General features: G+C 35.0%; 14 protein-coding genes and 1 tRNA gene. 13 read left to right on the top strand and 2 right to left on the bottom strand.

The features are described from left to right. Positions 1–6: 6 nt before the first annotated feature. From JMI89_RS00075 to aroA, 10 genes are all read left to right on the top strand, one after another. Complete coding sequence (locus JMI89_RS00075; protein ID WP_220679005.1) at positions 7–1,002, top strand: hypothetical protein; 996 nt, start codon at positions 7–9, stop codon at positions 1,000–1,002. Positions 1,003–1,194: 192 nt separating this feature from the next. Continuing rightward, positions 1,195–2,181, top strand: coding sequence for a hypothetical protein (locus JMI89_RS00070; protein ID WP_220679004.1), 987 nt, complete (start codon positions 1,195–1,197; stop codon positions 2,179–2,181). 557 nt (positions 2,182–2,738) lie between these two features. Next, complete coding sequence (locus JMI89_RS00065; RefSeq protein ID WP_187755103.1) at positions 2,739–3,077, top strand: YbaB/EbfC family nucleoid-associated protein; 339 nt, start codon at positions 2,739–2,741, stop codon at positions 3,075–3,077. Positions 3,078–3,501: 424 nt separating this feature from the next. Continuing rightward, on the top strand, positions 3,502–4,110 hold the full coding sequence (gene recR / locus JMI89_RS00060) for a recombination mediator RecR (RefSeq protein WP_187755104.1): 609 nt from the start codon (positions 3,502–3,504) through the stop codon (positions 4,108–4,110). Between the two features lie 187 nt (positions 4,111–4,297). Next, positions 4,298–5,116, top strand: coding sequence for a pyridoxal phosphatase (locus JMI89_RS00055; protein WP_220679003.1), 819 nt, complete (start codon positions 4,298–4,300; stop codon positions 5,114–5,116). Further along, positions 5,117–5,836 (top strand): tRNA pseudouridine(65) synthase TruC, encoded by a 720-nt coding sequence (gene truC, locus JMI89_RS00050; protein WP_220679002.1) that lies wholly within the window; start codon positions 5,117–5,119, stop codon positions 5,834–5,836. Between the two features lie 140 nt (positions 5,837–5,976). Then, entirely contained in the window at positions 5,977–6,759 is a 783-nt protein-coding gene (locus JMI89_RS00045) for a hypothetical protein (RefSeq protein ID WP_220679001.1), read from the top strand. A 145-nt stretch (positions 6,760–6,904) separates the two neighbouring features. Next, the gene (locus tag JMI89_RS00040) at positions 6,905–7,780 is read left to right on the top strand and encodes a helix-turn-helix transcriptional regulator (protein WP_187755108.1); all 876 of its coding nucleotides are present in this window, start codon (positions 6,905–6,907) and stop codon (positions 7,778–7,780) included. Positions 7,781–8,611: 831 nt separating this feature from the next. Next, the gene (locus JMI89_RS00035; protein WP_220679000.1) at positions 8,612–9,181 is read left to right on the top strand and encodes a UbiX family flavin prenyltransferase; all 570 of its coding nucleotides are present in this window, start codon (positions 8,612–8,614) and stop codon (positions 9,179–9,181) included. Positions 9,182–9,337: 156 nt separating this feature from the next. Then, positions 9,338–10,636, top strand: coding sequence for a 3-phosphoshikimate 1-carboxyvinyltransferase (gene aroA / locus JMI89_RS00030; protein WP_187755111.1), 1,299 nt, complete (start codon positions 9,338–9,340; stop codon positions 10,634–10,636). 81 nt (positions 10,637–10,717) lie between these two features. Here aroA and argE read toward each other — a convergent pair whose 3' ends face one another. Next, a complete protein-coding gene (gene argE, locus JMI89_RS00025) occupies positions 10,718–11,875 on the bottom strand; it encodes an acetylornithine deacetylase (RefSeq protein WP_187755158.1) in 1,158 nt (385 codons plus the stop codon). 898 nt (positions 11,876–12,773) lie between these two features. After that, complete coding sequence (locus JMI89_RS00020; RefSeq protein ID WP_187755112.1) at positions 12,774–13,139, bottom strand: DUF4156 domain-containing protein; 366 nt, start codon at positions 13,137–13,139, stop codon at positions 12,774–12,776. 232 nt (positions 13,140–13,371) lie between these two features. Between JMI89_RS00020 and JMI89_RS00015 the strand changes: the two genes are divergently transcribed. From JMI89_RS00015 to JMI89_RS00005, 3 genes are all read left to right on the top strand, one after another. Next, positions 13,372–13,448, top strand: a tRNA-Ile gene (locus JMI89_RS00015). A 299-nt stretch (positions 13,449–13,747) separates the two neighbouring features. Next, positions 13,748–14,659 (top strand): hypothetical protein, encoded by a 912-nt coding sequence (locus tag JMI89_RS00010; protein ID WP_220678998.1) that lies wholly within the window; start codon positions 13,748–13,750, stop codon positions 14,657–14,659. 15 nt (positions 14,660–14,674) lie between these two features. Then, positions 14,675–19,045, top strand: a complete 4,371-nt coding sequence (locus JMI89_RS00005) for a toxin VasX (protein WP_220678997.1) — start codon at positions 14,675–14,677, stop codon at positions 19,043–19,045. Positions 19,046–19,160 lie beyond the last annotated feature (115 nt).

The raw sequence follows: 19,160 nt of genomic DNA, 5'->3' as shown, positions 1-19,160 counted from the left end.
GGGAATATGAACTATCGTTTACCATTATTGTTTTCAAGTATCTGCTTTATTATATTGTGGGTTGTAGAATCATTGTTACTAATGAATTTTTTTCCTACTATACCAGATATTTCTCAATATATTTTTTTAGGAATACAACAAATAACGTTTTTTTTCTTTTTTCTGTTATTGAGTTGTATCTTTTTTAATAATCAAAAATTGTATTTGTTGACCACTAAAAACTATCAGCAAACAATCGTATTAGTGATTGTTTTTATGGCCATTTTTTATCTTATTAAATTTTTAATCTATCAACTTTTGTTAAAAATAATTTTACCAACGTTATGGGACTCTATGTCCAATTTAAGTTTTGAGTTGAATTTTAATACTCATGATCCGCTAACTATTCTAGTGTTTTTTTCCATCATGCCCCAAATATTTACTTTTATTTCGATTTTACCTATTAGTGGATTTATTCTTTATGGCTTAACGTTATTAAATAAGGGGTATTTTGACATACCGGCAATTGCAAATAGCCAACCGTTACAGTCGCAACAAATTGTTAATCAAAGTAGAGTTAATCCAAACATAGAGAAAGCATTGCCAAAATTGTATGGGATGATTTTTGGTGCATTATTTTGTGCAGTAACGCATGGTATAATTTGGTATTTTTATAGAACTTTTTTTTATATATCTGAAGTATCAATTCATTTTAGAGAATATTTCAATATAATCCTGCTGTCGGGTTTAATGATTACATTGGCAGATTTTACTCTATTATATTTAACAACACAAATTTCAGTTAAACGTATTTATCAATGGCTCCCAACAGGTAGTTTATTAAGTGCTAGTGCATTTACTATAGTAGTCTTTATTTTGGTAAATACTATTATCTTGATTGGTTTATCAATATCTCTGGCTATATCAAACTCACTTTCTTCATTTCTGTGTTGGTTTATCGTCTTACGGTATATTGCGCTTTATTTAATAAGTCGTTTTTTCCTTAAACGCTCTTTTGGTTAACTTGCTGAAAATTTTATTTTTACTGTTTTATGACAGTTCGCCCATAACCAAAGACGTTAACATTATTTAAATGCCGGTAAGCTACCGGCTATTGTATAATAATTGCTAGCGCAGTTAATCATACAATTTATTATTTCGATGACACAAAAAAATGGCACAACTTCGCCATGGCATACAATTTAGGAAGGGAATATGAACTACCGTTTACCATTATTATTTTCAATTGTTTGTTTTATTTTATTATGGGGGGTAACTTTATTACGACTCAATTTTTTTTACACTTTACCGCTAGAGACAATTATTTATAGCAGTCTTACTTCAGGAATGAAACAGCTAACGTTTTTTTGGTTTATTCTGTTATTGAGTTGTATTTTTTTCAATCAGCAAAAGTTGTATTTGTTAACCACTAAAAATTATCAGCTCACAATCATATTAGCGATTGTTTTAGTTGTTATTTCATATACAGCTAACATTTTAATATACTCATTTGCAGTAAATTTAACTAAATCAATATTATTAAAATATCAAGCGAGTTTTGATTTATATGAAAATGACCCGAAGTTTTTTCTGTTGATTTTTCAAATAGCAGCACTTTTTACTTTTATTGCGCGATTACATATTGAGGGATTTGTTCTTTATATTTTGATTGCGCTAAGTAAGCGTTTTTTTGACATCCCGACAATTGAAAACAGCCAAACGTTTCAGTCGCAACAAATTGTTAATCAAGATACAGTTTATCCAAAAACAGAGAAAGCATTGCCAAAATTGTATGCGATGATTTTTAGTGCATTATTTTGTGCAGTAACGCACGGCATAACTTGGAACATTTGCGCATCATTCATTTTTTTATTTGATCTCCCGACAATATCCTATGAGCATTATTTGCTAGTTCATGTAGTTAGTTTTATAGTCATGTTGGTAAATTTTGTAGTAATATATACCGCTGGTCAAAAAGTCATTGTGCGAACCTATCAATGGCTACCAACGCGTAGTTTATTAAGTGCTGGTGCGTTTGCTATAGTGGGCTATATTTTAATCACTATTATTATTTCGATTGTTTTACCAACATTGCTGGATATTTCTAAGTCATCATTATTAATCCTTATTTGGTTTATAGGCTTACATTATTTTGCGCTCTATTTGATAAGTCGTTTTTTTCTTAAACGCTCTTTTGGTTAACTTGTTGAAACTTTTATTTTTACTGTTTTATGATAGTTCGTTCATAACTAAAGGCGTTAACTTTATTTGAATGCCGGTTAATCACCGGCTATTGCATTATAATATAAATTGATGTTCGCGAGTAACTAACTACGACTAGTACTGAAAATAGGGGCGTTAGCTTTACCGCCATTAATTAAACAAATTGCGATTAATGCCTTTTTAAAACACATTGATGAGCAACATGTAATATTACTTGTGCAATCAAGATATGGTTATTTAGTAAAAAATACAGCAAATATGATTATGATATGGTTAAGTGAAACATTAGCAAGTTATCGTTAGCATATAAGTCTATATTAATGTTAAAGCTTAATTGGACAAACACATTCTCCCCCTTCAGATATCTCAAGTATTCTTTTTGATTAAATGTGATTAAGCTGGAAAAATGGTTAACAAAATTAGTAAAGCCGCGGTTATCTTAATTTTTTAAAGCAAAAAATGATGAAAGTATTAATCCTCTGTAATATAATGACCCAGTTTCAAATATTGACAATTATTGATTAAGAGGAAGTAATATGTTTTCTGGTGGTAAAGGTGGTCTGGGTAATTTGATGAAGCAAGCGCAACAAATGCAGACACGCATGCAGAAAGTTCAGGAAGAGATAGCACAAATGGAAGTAACTGGAGAGTCTGGCGCTGGGTTGGTTAAAGTTACCGTAAATGGTGCACATAATTGTCGTCGTGTCGCAATCGATCCATCTTTACTTACTGATGATGATAAAGATATGTTAGAAGATTTGATTGCTGCTGCGTTCAATGATGCGAGTCGTCGCTTAGATGATGCGCAAAAAGAAAAAATGGCACAAGTTACAGGTGGGATGCAATTACCTCCCGGTTTCAAAATGCCATTTTAGAGCATACTAATGCATTACTGTTTACCGTTAGTATTTTCCGCATCTGTTTAGTTTGTGATAGGTTATAGATTTATTTCTCCAAATAAGTTTTTGTTCTACTTTGGCAGAGATTGTTAACTCTTGTAGTGCAGCTGTAAATTGACTAACGTTATTTTGGTTTCTTTTGTTATTGAGTTGTATTATTTTCAACTGGAATAACTTATATTCTTAAATTACTAAAATTAACTGCTGATCACTTCATTGGCTGTTGTTTTTTGGGAAACTTTCAATGTAGCTATGTTTTAATTCACATTAACTGGCAGCGTTCGGCATTTTAATGATATTTGTTTGCTATGTGAAATTATATTGGATGCTATTTTATAAGCTGTTTTTGTTAAAACGCTTCTTTGGTTAAATTATTTATGTTTGATATTTGGATTGTTAAATGCAAATTAGTCCACTTTTAGAATCTTTAGTTGAAGCTTTACGATGCTTACCCGGTGTTGGACCAAAATCAGCCCAGCGTATGGCTTATCACTTATTACAACGTGATCGCCACGGTGGAATTAAATTAGCGCAAATATTGCATGATGCAATGGTAAATATAGGACATTGTCAAGATTGTCGGACTTTTACCGAACAAGAACAGTGTCGAATTTGCGGCAACATCAAGCGACAACAAAGTGGACAATTATGTGTTGTTGAAACACCATCAGATATACTTGCTATTGAACAAACCGGTCAATATAGCGGACGGTATTTTGTGCTACTAGGTCATTTGTCGCCATTAGATGGAATCGGTCCAAACGAAATTGGTTTGGATATTTTAAAACAACGGTTAGCAAATGAATCCATTAAAGAAGTAATTTTAGCTACCAATCCAACGATTGAAGGTGATGCGACGGCTAATTTTATCGCCCAAATGTGTGATCAATTCAATATAGTCGCAACACGTATTGCTCACGGCGTGCCAGTTGGTGGCGATTTAGAAACCGTAGATGGTACGACATTATCTCATTCATTTTTAGGTAGGCAAAAAATCGATCTTTCTTAATAGTATTTTATTACTGCCTAAAATAGTATAGAAGTTCTATTCATAATACAAATATGATGGTATATAACGGTGATAATTCCAGAAGATGGTAATGAAAATTTTTAAAATTTATGCTACCAATCCACTTTGAATTATGATTCAGTTTTGAGAGATTAAATTGATGATAACAAAAATTAAGGAGCCAAATATGACTTATAAAGCGGTTGCGTTTGATATGGATGGGACTTTATTAAATAATCAACGAATCATTCTACCGGAAACCGTTAAGGTATTAAATAAACTTAAGCAAATGGGGATTAAAGTTATTTTAGTTACCGGACGTCATCACTCCATGATTTATCCTTATTATCATCAATTACAATTAACCACTCCTGCTATTTGTTGTAACGGCTCATATCTTTATGATTTTGAGAAAAAAGCCTATTTCGATGCCAATCCATTAACAAAAGATCAAGCTAAAAAGTTGGTTAATTTAGTTAACCAGTATCAAATTCATACTTTGGTATATACCGATCAATATATTACTTATGAAGTCCTTGATGATCATCTTCTAAGTTTATTTGAGTGGACAAAAACTTTACCACATCATTTGCAACCCGAATATGTAAAAGTCGATAGTTTTATGACATTAATCGATAATGCTAAAGAAATTTTTAAATTTGCGACCAGTTCACATGACATTCCAGTTTTACAAGCATTTTCTGCTGAGCTTGAAAAACAAGGTGATTTTGAATGTGAATGGTCCTGGGTCAATCGTGCTGATGTTGCTGCAAAAGGCAACAGTAAAGGAAGCGGTTTAGCCAATTGGGCAAAACATGAAGGAATTCCCTTAGAACAAATTATTGCGTTCGGTGACAATTATAATGATTTATCAATGTTAACTATGGCCGGTTTGGGCATTGCAATGGGCAATTCCGATGATGAAATCAAACAACAGGTAGATCGGGTGATTGGTGATAATAATAGTCCGAGTATTGCTGAAGAGTTGAGTCGTATTTTTTTATAAATGTTAGATATTCTTTATCAAGATGATTATCTGATTGCAATTAATAAACCATCTGGTTGGTTAGTGCATCGTAGTTGGTTAGATAAGCAAGAAAAAGTGGTAATTATGCAGACGCTGCGTGATCAAATCGGGCAGCATGTTTATCCTGTTCATCGCTTAGATCGCCCTACGTCTGGTGTTTTACTATTTGCTTTATCAAGCCAAATAGCTAATTTAATGGCAACCCAATTCGCTATGCATCAACCGCGAAAAATTTATCATGCCGTAGTACGTGGATATGTCAATCAGGCAAATATTATTGATTATCCTCTAGTTGAAGAACTCGATAAAATTGCTGATAAATTTAGTCATAAAAATAAACCCGCACAATCTGCAATTACGCATTATCGTCCATTAAGTCAAATTGAGATTCCCATGGCAGTGGGTAAATATTCAACAGCACGTTACAGCTTAATTGAATTAAAACCGTTAACCGGCCGGAAACATCAATTACGGCGTCATATGAAACACATTTTTCACCCTATTCTTGGTGATAGTAAACATGGCGATCTACATCAGAATCGAGCATTTAGTGAGTTTTTTGCCATACATCGGTTAATGTTACATGCCAGCGAGTTAACATTTATACATCCAATTACTCAGCAAACTATCATAATTAATGCCCCAACTGGAATTCAATGGCAAAATATTATTACTCAGTTTAAACCATTAGTTGACTAAATATTGTTCTAAATTACGGAACAATTATTTATTTCATGATCAACTACAAGCCATCATCACGAGATATATCGTTATGCTAATATCATTAAAGCTAAATTTGCGATAAACTAAGGCTATTGCCAGCTATTGGAGAGATTGCAATGTATAGTAATTTTGTTCCAACACATTTATTGCCTTACGCTGATCAGCTGATTGCTGATCTTAAAGCATTAAATGCAAAGCCGTCATATTGCCCATATTGTCAATATAATCAATTTTATTTAGTTCATGATCATCCTAAATATTACCGTTGTAAGGCTTGTCATAAAGGGTTTAATCGAAGTCTAAATACCCCTTTCTATCGTTTAACACCCATTGAAGATTTACCCGTCATTGCCATACGTCGGTTGTGTGGACAAAGTTTGTTTATGATCCGTGAAGAATTAAATTACAGTATTGCGGTTGTGAAAAATCGTATTCAAGCGATTGATAGGTATATGCAAACTGTTTATCCCGAGTTATTTCAATGGAGTCAAAATTTTATTTATGCTCCCAAAAATGAGCTACCACAAATTATTATTCAACAGGTTAATGAATTAAAAACATGGATTAATGACCAGCTTAATGTTACACATGCGAATTGCCCTTATTGTGGCTCAATGAAAACAAATCGCATAACTGAAAAACGTGCGCAATTTCGTTGTAATCAATGTTGGCGATATTTCAGCTATTTGAAAGGAACTGGGCTTGAACATTTACGGCACAGTGATAAATGGTTTTTAATGATCGATTTGTTAGCAAGAGGAAAAAACGTTGATGAGATGCAACGCGATTTAGGTTTATGCCGAACAACTATCTTTAAAAATAGAAAAATTTGGTTAAAAATAATTCAACATCAAGGGTTGCTAGTTTTACATGAATGGATTTTAGGACGAAAGAATTAGCATTGGTAATTTCAATATTATGAGATTTAAGCGTTATTTTGTTAGCAAATAAATTTAAAGCCTAAAATTTAACAATGTGCCATAAAATTTTTATCCCAAAATGCTGTGGTTTACTTGATAAAATATAAATAAAATTGAGAATGTTATGAATAAAACAACGATTGATTATATCGCTATCGGTCAACGATTACGCGCTTATCGAATTGCGGCTTCATTAAAAGCGGAGGATGTAGCAAAGCGTTTAAACATTTCTCGAGCAGCGGTTTATCGTTTAGAAAAAGGTGAACTCATTAAAATTGAAACACTTGATCGCCTTGCAGTTTTACTCGATACATCTTTAACAAGTTTATTAGGTGTTGATAATGAATACTATTCTAGTGGAGATGGTTTCTTCGAACGAATGAAACAATTAGAAGAACAATCCAGCCATATAATGTCTCATTTTGATCCATTTTCGTTTCTATTAATGTCTGATAATTATTTGCAACATTTAGCAACAATGTTAGCCGAGGCAAATCTTCCACAAGATAGCGTAAAGATCGCTGCGACATTAGCTATTTTAAAAGAACGTAAACAAAATTATCTAACCCATTTTCCACGGATTTTGAATCTTATTGGTTTGCAGAATGTAGAACATTTGTTACATTTAGGGTTAATCGGCAATATGAATGTTTCTTCTGAGCAACGAAAGCAACGTTGTTATTTAGCAAAGCAAGAGGTATGTCATTTAATTGATCTATTAGAGTTACATGGTAATAAAATTGAAATTGCGATTACCCAAGAAAGTATTCCATCGTTAACCTTCCAGATTTTTTATCAGCAGCAGCAACCGCTGGCTTTAGCGGTAAGTCCCTTTCGTTTAGGTGAATTACCCAATGTTACCACGGGAATTGCTTCAATCACCGCTTCACATGAGGCGATTAAACGCTACCAACAATTGTTTCATCGATTATGGCAAAATAGTGCTAAAAATCAGCAAGCAATCGATTTGCTAAAAACCACAGTAATGCGTTATGAGTAAATCGGTTGAAAAATAATCTGACTGATAAATTGTGTAATCAAAATTAAGATTAATAGACGTGGATCCTTGCAAGAACGCTTAAGATTAACTATCTAACATATATAATTATGTATTATGCATTTTTAGTGTCATTGCGATTACCTCGATTAAGATTAAGAAATAATCGTTCATATAGTCAACTTAAAAAATAACAACGAATAATATTATTAGCTACTTATCTAATAAATCTCTACAAAAGCTAACGTAATTGTTAGGAGAAAATTTAATGATTGATTGCTATAATGAGCAGTAAAATGTTTTGGTAATAAAAGCTTGCTAAGCGATGAAAGGGCTCTAATAAAAATAGCGGATGATTTAAAAAAACAGACCACTTTAACACTACGCAGTGTTCAAGATAATCGACCATCGGTTGTAACTGTTTTATGTTTTTGATTTAAATAGCGTATCTTTAATGATAACGAGTCAGCACGCAAAGATTATGCTATTTAATCAGCAAGTTGCCGATACTGTTACCAATCAAACGTTTTTTATAGGTAAAGTTAAAGTGTTTAGTATCATGGGGTCATTTCATTATTGTATAATCAAGCAGAAAAAACTCGACAACGTTTTAGACTATGCTATTTAGTAGCACATTTTATACCAACACCGATAGGGAATATTAAGATTGATTATTTAAAAATGATGAATAATAGCTTGGGCTTTACCCAAAAAGTATTGACAAAAAATCGCTAAAAAAGATGCTAATGTAGCATCAATTTAATACTTTATGAATAGCGATGTATCTAAAATGTTAACCAAAATCAATTATATCAACTGATGAGGTAAATTAAGTTGAAAATTATTGTCGCAATTACCGGTGCAACTGGTGCACCGTTAGCTATCAAAGTGATTAAACAATTAAAAGAGCTTAATGTAACGATACATTTAATCGTATCGAAATGGGGTAAAACTACGATTCAGCATGAATGTGATATGAGCTATCAAACACTATGTGATATGGTAGATATAGTGCATTCAGTAAATGATCAAAGTGCATTGATAGCGAGTGGTTCTTTTAAGACGGATGGTATGATCATTGTGCCATGTAGTATGAAAACATTGGCAGCGATTCGATGCGGATTTGCTGATAATTTAATTAGTCGCGCCGCCGATGTCATCTTAAAAGAACGTCGGAAACTAATTATTGTTCCTCGCGAAACACCATTAAGTACAATTCATCTAGACAATTTGTTCTATCTATCCAAACTAGGGGTAACAATCATTCCGCCAAATCCGGCATTTTATCATCATCCTCAAACAATTGATGATATTTTAACGGATATTGCGGTGCGTATTTTGGCACAATTTGATTTAAATCATCCGAGCGCAAAAAGTTGGCAAGGATTGCATGATCATCAATAATGTCGAAAATTATTGGCTAACCATGATGTAGATTCAATTTCTTTCGGAATAACCAAAAACTTATGATTTTCATAAATAAAAGCGATAATGATTTTATTGAGTTATCGGTGTATTCCTTCTACAATGCTCTATATTTTAATAAATAAGGGAATATTGATGGCTGATTCATATAATGAAATTACCTTACAACCGATAGAATTATTTTCTGGTACGATCAATTTACCAGGTTCTAAAAGTGTATCAAATCGGGCTTTATTACTTGCCGCGCTATCTAAAGGTACGACACGTTTAACCAATTTATTAGATAGTGATGATGTTCGTTATATGCTAGATGCTTTAACAGCATTAGGGGTTCATTATCAACTTTCTGATGATAAAACCATTTGTGATATAACTGGAGTAGCAGGATTCTTTACCGTTGATAAACCCTTAGAACTTTATTTAGGTAATGCTGGTACTGCGATGCGTCCATTAGCTGCAGCTTTGTGTTTAGGAGATAATAATATCGTTTTAACTGGTGAACCCAGAATGAAAGAACGCCCAATAAAACATTTAGTCGATGCCTTACGTCAGGGCGGTGCTAAAATTGACTATTTGGAGAATGATGGCTATCCTCCTTTGCAGATTCATGGTGGATTTAAAGGCGGAGCAATTCAAGTTAATGGTTCGGTATCTAGTCAATTTTTAACCGCATTATTAATGGCCTCTCCACTAGCTGCACAAGATACCGAAATTACTATTATCGGTGATTTAGTATCAAAACCGTACATTGATATTACCATTAAAATGATGGCAACTTTTGGGGTTGAGGTGAAAAATTATCACTATCAAAAATTTGTGATCAAAGCAGGCCAACATTATCTCTCGCCAGAAACCTATTTAGTTGAAGGTGATGCGTCATCTGCTTCATATTTTTTAGCCGCCGCAGCTATTAAAGGTGGAACTGTACGTGTCAGTGGCATTGGTAAACAAAGTTTACAAGGCGATACCCAATTTGCCAAAGTGCTAGAAGAAATGGGCGCCAAAATTACTATGACAGATGATTATATCGAATGTCGTAAAGGCGAGTTAAACGGGATCGATATGGATATGAATCATATTCCCGATGCGGCAATGACCATTGCAACTACGGCTTTATTTGCTAAAGGACCAACGACGATTCGCAATATTTATAATTGGCGGGTTAAAGAAACTGATCGTTTAGCAGCCATGGCCGCAGAATTAAGAAAAGTTGGTGCAGAAGTAGAAGAGGGGCAGGACTATATCACTATTGTACCACCCGTTCAGTTAAAATACGCGAAAATCAAAACCTATAATGATCATCGTATTGCAATGTGCTTTTCTTTGCTCGCATTATCTGATACACCAGTAACCATTTTAGATCCCAATTGTACAGCCAAAACCTTTCCAACTTATTTTGAGCAATTTGCCAAAATGAGTAAAATTAAAGGCTAATCAATAAATCTCTTAAGCAAAGCGCAGTGGAATTAATAACAATTTACTGCGCTATTTCATGCAATCTATTAGCAAAGTTACTTACATACAAAAACGTTGAATTAATTTTTGTAATGTTGCTTTAGTTGGTTTGAGATAACTCATATCAACAAATTCATCAGGTTGATGAGCTTGTTCAATCGATCCTGGTCCCAGAACAATAGTCGGTGCAATTTGATTTAAAAATGGTGCCTCAGTACTATAATTTACTGTTTGTGCGGATTGATTAACGAGTTTTTCAACTTCCTGCAAGGCAGGATTATCATGTTGGCATTCATAGCCAGCAATAGGATCGACTTCATAAGCAATATCAATGCGATTTGGATATTGATTCCTAATGGGTTGTAAAGTTTGGCATAAAAGATCATAAAGTGAATGAATATCCATTTCAGGTAAGGCTCGGATATCCATAATAAGCTCACAACAACCACAGATCCTATTTGCAGCATCTCCCCCTTTAATAATCCCTAAGTTCATCGTTGGGTAAGGAACGGCGAAGCTGTTATTATGATATTCATTTTTTAATTTTTGTTTTAATTCTAACAATTTGCCGATTACCAGATGCATCACTTCGATGGCATTGATACCTTTCTCAGGATCGCTAGAATGTCCAGATTTGCCTGTTATGCGGATGACATTTGAAACAAATCCTTTATGAGCGCGGATTGGAATTAATGAAGTTGGTTCACCAATAATGGTACAATCTGGTTGTAATTTAGCGTGTTGAGCAAAATACGCCGCACCAGCCATTGTAATCTCTTCATCAGCCGTTGCTAAAATATGTAAGGGTTTGGTAAGTGATTTTAGATCGATATCGCGTAGCGATTCTAAAATAAAGGCAAAAAAACCTTTCATATCAGCGGTACCTAAACCATACCATTTATTATCGAATTCTGTCACTTTAAAAGGATCTTTTGTCCACAGACCTTCATCGAAAGGCACAGTATCGGTATGTCCACTCAATAATAATCCCCCCAGAGTATCATTAGTATTATTTGAATAGGTTGCTAGTAAATTATATTTATCACGTGTATTTGGGATGGGGGTGAGAATAATTTTAAATCCTAAATCAGCCAACCAATTGGCCAGTTTTTCCACCAATAATTTATTTGAGTAATCTAACTTAGCGTCAGCTACATTACTTATTGTTGGAATGGTGATAAGCTCATTATAAATTTCAATAAAAGACGGTAGTTTCATCATTTTTATAGGTAATGGTTAATCAGTGAGAAAATATATTATATAACAAAAAATAATCAATACTTAATTGAGCAATTTATTCCTTATTTATGCAAACAAAATCATTTCATAATAGATTAAAGAACTATTCTTATTGTTAATAACTTAGGTAACCATTAAAAGCCGCATGATTAAACGATCGATAATTTATAAAGTTTAAACATTAATCAACGGCATTCAAAATTGCAAAGTGGATAAATTATATAAAATATCAATTTAACATGAACAAAAAATAAGATGCTCTGCCAGACTAAATTAATTTAGTTCAGTTTTTTAGACATCTTTAAACATAAGCTCCTATCTCTTCAGTTATAGATTTACAAATTGGCGAAAACATTAAATGTTACTAATGGATAAAAGGGACTTGTTAAAGGTATTTATCAGCGAGCTGTAAGTCATAAATGCGCTAGAGTTATGGAATGGTAGAATCATTTTCTAAACCAGGATCATCAATTAAAAAATTTTATCCAAGATCTGATAGCAACGTTTTTAGTGCAAATTATCCTGTATGGATGACAGCAAATTAGATTGTACTGCAAATGAGATGGCTATTAATTTTTAAAAAATGCATCGTTGATGCAAATCAATAGTCTGCAGGATTGATTATAATTAGCTATCCGAACAATAGCGGGGCGTGAGTTACAATATATATTCAATTAATGAATTTGTTATAAAACGATTTGGATTAATTAATCATTTAAAATGAACGCTATTATGTGAAAGATAATAGCGTTCATTCATTTTGCTTTATTCTGAATTTATTACTACTATTATTATAGTTACATATCGAACATTGCATTAGTTATAAAGATAAAATGATATTATCTGCTTAAAGTTAAAATGGATTATTGATAATAAATCATTTAGCTGAGCATTTATACACATCTCCAGCCATTACTGCATCAGTAGGAGCAATTTCGGAAATATATTTCATACTGGCATCCTGAGCTTGGTAAACAACATTACCACCTAATGCAGCCGCTTTATTAAGGAGATCCGCTGCGGCATCTTTCATTAATTCACTGTGGGTTTTAGTGCCAGAAAAAAAGGTATTACGACGACCTTCAACCTTACCTAAAAATTGGCAATGATCATCAGGTTTAGTATCAATAAATTTCACTTGTTGTGCTGCTGGAGAAAGTTGATAGTTTGAACCACAACCATTAAGCAAAAGAACAGAAACAGAAGTAATAGCAATAACAAAGAGCCCTTTTTTTATAAACATATTGTTTTCCTTTTTTAAATTGATCAGAAACAGTATTTAGCAGTTAAATTATTGTATCAAGTTAATGGATTAAGAAAAGTTTAATTACAAATCTAATTTAAAATTCCCTATTATTGACACTTAAAAAGTAGAATAAATAATCAAACTATCAATTTTTAGCGAATAAAATCTAGCAAAATAATTTTAACTCTATTATAATCGCAAACCTACTAACTTAGTAACACATCACTAAGGCCCCTTAGCTCAGTTGGTCAGAGCAGTCGACTCATAATCGATTGGTCACTGGTTCAAGTCCAGTAGGGGCCACCATTTCCAATCTTATGACTTCCAATAGTTATCTTACAATCTAAATTATTGACGTTTTTCTGTTCCATCGGAATATGCATACTATTTCAATTATCATCGAAATAAATGCGCCTAAGATATTCATTTTGCATAACGTTTTTTATTTGTATTTTCACATCTAACGTTTAATCATGAATAGCTTATCGTTTATATGTAGATATTCTCATTGACTCTTTCATAATCAACTTGTAGCATTCATTGATTCAATGAAGTAAATCTATCGAAACTGTTTATTCATATAATAATAAATAAAGGAACAGAATGTGCAACTTCCAATACAACAACAGCTACTCACCGAACTAGATAATGAGGCGAATCGTAAAAAATACCGTTATCTATTAATTGACAACTTAGCATCAATCAGTGAACTCGATTTTATGCATCTTGATAATATGACCGAGCGATTGGGCAGTAACGCGATAACGACGGTACTACGTCCTGATCTAGCTCATTCACCCGAAGCCTGTCCACAGCTGCTTAACATTGCTAAGCCACATCGGGCATTGGATGATAAAATTATTCACTATAGCGTGATACAAGCAACGCTAGAGTTAATGCGGACTAAACGTTATATTTGCAGTTGGTTTGTCAGTGAACAACCCGCGGAAGTGGTGGCTGAACTTTTGGTGCAAGTTGGCATATTTATCGGTCAGCGTTGTCAACTGTCCTTTTTACCTTTTCATGAGCCTTTTCGTTTTCAACTCTTACATGAGTCCAATCAAATCAGTGCATTATGGTTACCGTCAATCTTAAATTTCAGTGACAGCTACTATTATTTAGATCTGCAAGGGCAGTTAAAGCAGCTTAAACGACCTGATCCTTTGCCGGCGGGTATTGATCTGTTTATGTCGGAGCCGGCGCAGTTATATCAAAAAAATGCGCGGCATCTGTTCCAACTCTACTTATCCTGGCAGCGTTACTGCCAGCAAGTCGGGCGAACCAGCGATGAAAATACCTTAATGAGGGTGGCCAATGCCTATCTTAATGCGAGCCGTCGCGGATTAAAGCACAGTGGTGATCGGGCTTTATTTACGTTAATGACGCTGAGATACGGTGACTTATCGTCGCACCAACGATTACAACAAGCGATTGATAACGCAATCAACGCGCCAGGCAGTTTGGCAGATGAATTTAAATTAGTGGATAAATCAAGTTTTTTAGACTTGTCGCAATAAGGAATGGTGTTACATATGGGGAATACAAAACAACATAATCATGAAACCGATGATCATTTTGACAATCAAATTTTATATAACGAAGCTGAAAAAAGTTCGGCATTAGCCGATGGTGGCTGTGGTGTTTGCCAACGGATGGGATTTCCATTGTTTTTAGTCCGAAAAGCCATTGTGCCAAAGGGCTATCGAGATGTTAATTGGTCGCAAAATATTATCAGTTTAGGGCCTAATGAAAAATCGTTATCCGCTACTTACGAATATGCTTACCGAACCTTACGTACTGGCTACGTCTATCTTTTACTGCAAGAACAAGATAAAACTTATCGTTATTTGTCTTATGAGGTCACCCCGTCGGGAGTGTATCGTCATAAATCGATTAATGATATGATTGAACACAATATTCATGAAATTCCCGAAAAATGTCATGACAAATACGATCATATTCCAGGGGTATTTATTAATATTGATCGCTCACGCTATTCGGGGATTGGTTATATTGGTTACTCTCGCCGAGCCTGGTCACAAAGCGCGCTTGATAAATATCGTCTGGCGGCTAATAACGGTGACATACGTCAATTACAGCGCTTTAGTGTGATCAATTTAGGGGGATTTGGTACGCCTGCGCCCTCGCCAGAAGCCTTAGGTAACGTTTCGATACCGAGTGTATTAGCAACCACGCTGCCACCATCTCGCTGTTTTCCATTTAAAGAGTTCGATCCTACGTCATATAGTGTGAGTAAAGTGCGTCTCGATCGTCCAAAATTAATGGAGCTTGAATTAGCGCCACAATATATGATCCATATTGATGGCGACCAGACGCTTAAAGAAGCGCTTAACACCCGCAAATATACCAATGATAGTTTTGTGACGGCCCACCAATTTAATAGTTTCAAGGGTAATGTCTTACGTTCAACGTTACTTTACACGAGTGGCACGGATTTGGTGTTTAAATTGTTCCAGCATGCCGCGGAATTAGCCGGTAGAAATAACACCGAAATCAGTGCGGTTGTTATTGATGACCCTTTTGCTATCGCGGAAGAGCTGTGTTTACAGCGCCGCTTATATGTAGATCCAATCATTAATATAATGGATAGAAGCGCTGAAGATTTTAATTTAAAAACCGCAGAAATTTTTCAGGAGCGTATTAATGGCCAACAAGATATTGACCGTTTGGATAAGTTAATTAAACAGGCTATTAATCATTATTATGATAACTATCCCGAGGAAGCTAAACAACTCTATGGCAAACAGGATGAAGTCTTAACGGAAACAACGCTAGATGAACCGGCGAGTGATAAGGCTCAAGCACCATTAGATAAATTGACCTATTTTGATGATTTGTATGATGAAACCTCATCGTTCTATCTACAGCCTTATTTGCGTTATCGTGATTATTTTTCTGAAAAATCATTTCACTTGCGTAAATTGGTTGAGATGATTGAAAATTATAAGCGGCAGTTAACCGCTTATTATCATAATCAGGAAGCATATAAATATCATCGGGTTTTTAATTACAATGAAATAACAGAACATGGCATTCCGGTTAGGCATAATAACAGCAGATACTATTTAGATCGACCCGATTTATATACCGAAATTAAGATAAGCGAGCAAGAAAAATCACGTTTAATTGCAGCGGAAGAAGCGAAACCCTATAACCGTTCTAAAAATTGTTTTGAAGTGTGGGTATTTAAATCCGAAACCGAAATATCACGCGAGGGTGAAGCCGAACTTAACAGGGAGCTAGATAAATTAAATAAGCATATTGATGAAAGTGTATTGAAGGAATTTATTAAACACGATAATCAATACTTCACCAGTATTGCCAATACGATACATCAATACTCAACAGACTATTTCAACTACTTGGGCTGGTTATTTGGCGCTAATCAGCAACCTTCACCCTATTTCCCGAATTTAAATACGGTAAATCAAATTCCTTTTTGGCAAATTGAGAGTGATCAAAACGGCTCAAACAATCATTTAGGTTATTTACAAGATTTTATCGTTATGATTGATTTTAATGTGGTGGGTGGCATACCGTTAACCGAGCAATATGGAGTATGGGATGTGTTATTAGGTGATCGGTCGAGTCTATTTTATCAACTCTTTAATAACCATAGTGAAAAAAGTTTATGGCATCTGTTGGTGAAGGCGCGATTAGCACAAGATAACAACAGTGCATTAGCCAACGGCGATAAAACCTTAGATAACGCGCTGGTCACGGTCATAAAAGAGAACGCTGCCGATCTTGATATACTGTTTTGTGAAAGGAAAGGGCGTATCATTTGTGAATTATATGGCATTCTTCTTCAACAGGCGATGGCGGGAGTGGCACAACAACGCGATCAGGTTAACCGAAAAAACACCAATCAAGTGCTCACAGAGCAAGCGATGACGTTACCCGCATGGCCAACGGATAGCGCCGGTAATATAGATGAACAAACATTTAAAACCCTGTTGTGCGAAAGTATGATGGTGTTTAATAAAACTTATGCCTACTTTGGTGAGGTGACAGTGCCGATGAATCAAGCCAGTGATTTTATTCGTCATTGGTCGAGTCGCCCGCGCGTGTTTTTAGAGCGTCAAGATAGCGGAGCAGTCGCCTTACTGGCTTCGATAGCCGAGCAGCGCAAGGTGGGAGATGGTAGTTATGCGTTAAGTGAAAAAAGTGCCGAAGCGTTTACCTTTGATATTTTTGATATGTCCAATTCAGTCAGTAGTGAATTCGAATGGCATGGTGGCGTGTTTAAAATGAAGCAAGGTGAGTTAGGTTTTAATTCACTGGAGGGGATCGATAAAGCCTATCTTGGTGAGTACCGCGAGTTTGGCAAAATGAACAATATCGCCGAGATAGGTTGGTCGGCATTGTTAAATAGCATTTCGTTATTCTTATCGAAAAAGAGTTTAGACAGTAATCTGGAAAAGTTAGCACTTGCCGGTGAAGCGCAGTACGGTCAAAAGTATAAAGACAATTTACACGATGAGATTAAAAAAGGGTATTTAACAATAACCTCGCAAACGTTAGTTGTGGTCAGTTCGACAAGCCAGACGGTACTTAAAGGGGTTAAGTTAGCAGCCTATTTAAGGAATAATCGACAAATCATCAGATGGGTGAATAAAATCCTAAAAGGAGGCGGTGCTCAAGCCGGATTAGCTTTGGCCAAGGTTGGTGGCGGAATTTTAGGTATTATGGCGATTATTGATGGTTTTGATACCATGTCATCGGGGGCAAGTTTAATTAAGGATGGTGAAGTTGCCGCAGGGAGGATGCTAATAATATGTGGTGGCGGGCAAACGGTGATAGCGGTTTTAGGTTTATTACAACTGTTTAACATTATCGCCATTGCAGGACCGTGGGCGATAGGCTTAGTGGTGTTATCGGTTATCTTTATGATGATAGTGTACATTTTTCGCGACGAGAGTTTGGATTGGTTGCCGATAGAATATTGGGCGAATCGTACGCTATTTGGCAAGAAATATAAAGATAAAAAGTGGCCGGCCTATCCACCAAATTTATTGGGCACTGGGATTGCGACCAATGATTATTTAGCAGCAGTACAAGGCTTGCATTGTAATATTGAGTTTGGCGAACGTAATGAGCTGGCCTATCGCAATAGGATCCCCTATATTCAACAAAAGACCCTTAAGTTAGAGCAAACGTACCAAGAATTTTATGAAAAGATGCAACTCGCCACTAACGAAGCAGAAAAAAATTACTTAGAATCGCAGTTGGAACGCTTAGTTAGTCAACAAACTAATATGCATATTTATCAAGTAGAAAGCCTAAGAAAAGGGATCTACACTAATCATAATAGAAATTTGGAATTAGCGATGATAAAAAACAGTTGGCTCCCTGAAATACAGTCAAAGATGCAAGGTCTTTATGTGCAGATGGTATTACCGAATTATGATGAAAAAATAAGCAGAATGGAGGCGATGCTACATCTCTGTAAAAATGGTCAAACGATGGTTCTATCGATTACTAATCAGAAGCGTTATCTTGATATTCAACCGATATTCGGTGCGTTAACTACGGTGGCATTGCGTGGAGAGAGGAAAGAGCCTATTACGGATAAAGATGATGGCAATACCGAGGGGGTAACTAAGGATGAGCACTATAAAGCAATTGAAATACCGAAAAAAGATACCGTAACGGGGTTAACAATATTAACCGATGATGATAAGGGCAATCCATTACCGTTGTTACAGAAGACCACCCATCATAAAATCACCTATAAAGTGGCCGAAATCTATGGTGAACATGAAATTTACCTTAAAGTTAAATACTGGCAAAGCGGTAAAACACAAGCACGAAAAGACCACAACGGTCATATCGAGCTTATCGAGTTAGCGCCGCTGGTTCAAGAATATCACTATCAATAGGAGCAATAAGATGCAATTAAGCCGATTAAAATATGCCATATTATTAGCGTTACTGCTGTTATTAAGCAGTTGTCAGGATTATAAGGGGATGAAAGCCCGTTTAGTCAATGGTTAT

It is taken from the genome of Frischella sp. Ac48 (assembly GCF_019641635.1).
Lineage (GTDB): Bacteria > Pseudomonadota > Gammaproteobacteria > Enterobacterales > Orbaceae > Frischella > Frischella japonica.
This window is presented reverse-complemented; position numbering and strand designations above follow the sequence as displayed.